Raw genomic sequence first — 1640 nt, forward strand, 5'->3', positions numbered from 1 at the left:
TCATCACATGGTTTGTTCCCAGATCGGCCGCACCTCGACCGTGCCGGTGCTGGCAGCTGGGCATCGCGCCGCCCAGGCAATCGCGGCGTCGGCATCCTCAGCCTCGATTATGTAGAAGCCGGCGAGCTGCTCCTTGGTATCGGCATAGGGACCGTCGAGCACGTTGGTCTTGCCGTTGGCCATCCGCACCGAGGTCGCGGCCTGGGTCGGCTTCAGCCGGTCGCCGGCCAACCAGGCGTTGGACTTCTTCAACGCCTCGGTATAGGCGCCATAGGCTGCGCTGATCTCGTAGGTCTTGTCCGTCGGCGCGGCCGCCATCGCGGCTTCGTTCACGTAGATCAAAAGCATGTATCGCATGGTCTTCTCCCATTTTCGAAGGCCGCATCGTTGCGAGCCGGACGTATGTCGCGCGGCCCGGCCCGATTTCGACAGGCGTCGGAAAAATCTTCGGCTCCGATGGGGTTTTACGCAAGCGGCCATGCGTTGCGGCATCACTCAGCCGTTCGTCTAATGGATACTATTGCGGGTTGGCATTTCCCGCCCGCTGTCTAAACTCGCCTCGGCTCGTGCTGGGGGCGGTACGGCCGCCGATATTTCAGGGAGGAAATCATGATGCTCAATTTCAGGACGAAGTTTATTGCCGCCGGCGCGCTGGCGCTGTCGATGGGCCTTGGCGCGTCGGCCAAGGCGCAGGAATTCATCAACGTGCTGACCGGCGGCACCTCGGGCGTCTACTATCCGCTCGGCGTCGCGCTGTCGGAAATCTACGGCAAGGGCATCGAAGGTGCCCGCACCCAGGTGCAAGCGACGAAAGCTTCGGTCGAGAATCTCAATTTGTTGCAGCAGGGCAAGGGCGAAATCGCCTTCGCGCTTGGCGATTCCGTCAAGCTGGCCGCCGAGGGCAATACCGAAGCCGGCTATCCTGGCAAGCTCGACAAGCTGCGCGGCATCGCCGCCATCTATCCCAACTACATCCAGATCGTTGCCAGCAAGGAGTCCGGCATCAAGACGCTCGCCGACCTTAAGGGCAAGAGCCTGTCGGTCGGCGCGCCGGCCTCCGGCACCGAGCTCAACGCGCGCGCCATCTTCGCCGCCGCCGGGCTGAAATACGAAGACCTCGGACGGGTCGAGTATCTGCCCTTCGCCGAATCGGTCGAGCTCATCAAGAACCGCCAGCTCGACGCCACGCTGCAATCGGCTGGCCTCGGCGTCGCCTCGATCCGCGACCTCGCCACGTCGGTGCCGATCAACGTCGTTGCCGTGCCGGCGCAGGATGTCGCCAAGATCGGCTCGCCCTATCTTTCGGTGACCATTCCCAAGGGCACCTATGAGGGCCAGACCGAGGATGTCGCGACCGCCGCCGTCGGCAATTTCCTCATCACCAGCGCCGCCGTCTCCGACGAGACCGCCTATCAGATGACCAAGCTGCTGTTTGAAAATCTCGACCAGCTCACTGCGGCCCACGCCGCCGCCAAGGCGATCGACCCGGCCAAGGCGCTCGACGGCATGCCGGTGCCGCTGCATCCAGGCGCCGAGCGGTACTACAAGGAGAAGGGGCTGCTGAAGTAGGGCGTTCGCTCCCCCTCGAGGGGAGGGTGGACAGCCGCCGAAGGCGGATGGACGGGTGGGGTCGCTGCGGC

Annotated in this window: 2 protein-coding genes; one reads left to right on the top strand and one right to left on the bottom strand. The window is 64.0% G+C overall.

Going from position 1 to position 1640, the window contains the following annotated elements; translation table 11 throughout:
• Nucleotides 1-3: 3 nt before the first annotated feature.
• Nucleotides 4-357, bottom strand: coding sequence for a YciI family protein (locus E5W87_RS35255; protein WP_292408534.1), 354 nt, complete (start codon nucleotides 355-357; stop codon nucleotides 4-6).
• 255 nt (nucleotides 358-612) lie between these two features.
• On the opposite strand from E5W87_RS35255, the gene E5W87_RS35260 reads away from it, so the two are divergent.
• Complete coding sequence (locus E5W87_RS35260; protein WP_292408537.1) at nucleotides 613-1569, top strand: TAXI family TRAP transporter solute-binding subunit; 957 nt, start codon at nucleotides 613-615, stop codon at nucleotides 1567-1569.
• Nucleotides 1570-1640: the final 71 nt, after the last annotated feature.

The organism is Mesorhizobium sp. (genome assembly GCF_004962925.1).
Taxonomy (GTDB): Bacteria; Pseudomonadota; Alphaproteobacteria; order Rhizobiales; family Rhizobiaceae; genus Mesorhizobium.

Bases quoted from the DNA above. Each gene is read 5' to 3' on its own strand.
- E5W87_RS35255 (WP_292408534.1), bottom strand. From the start codon at position 357: ATGCGATACATGCTTTTGATCTACGTGAACGAAGCCGCGATGGCGGCC.
- E5W87_RS35260 (WP_292408537.1), top strand. From the start codon at position 613: ATGCTCAATTTCAGGACGAAGTTTATTGCCGCCGGCGCGCTGGCGCTG.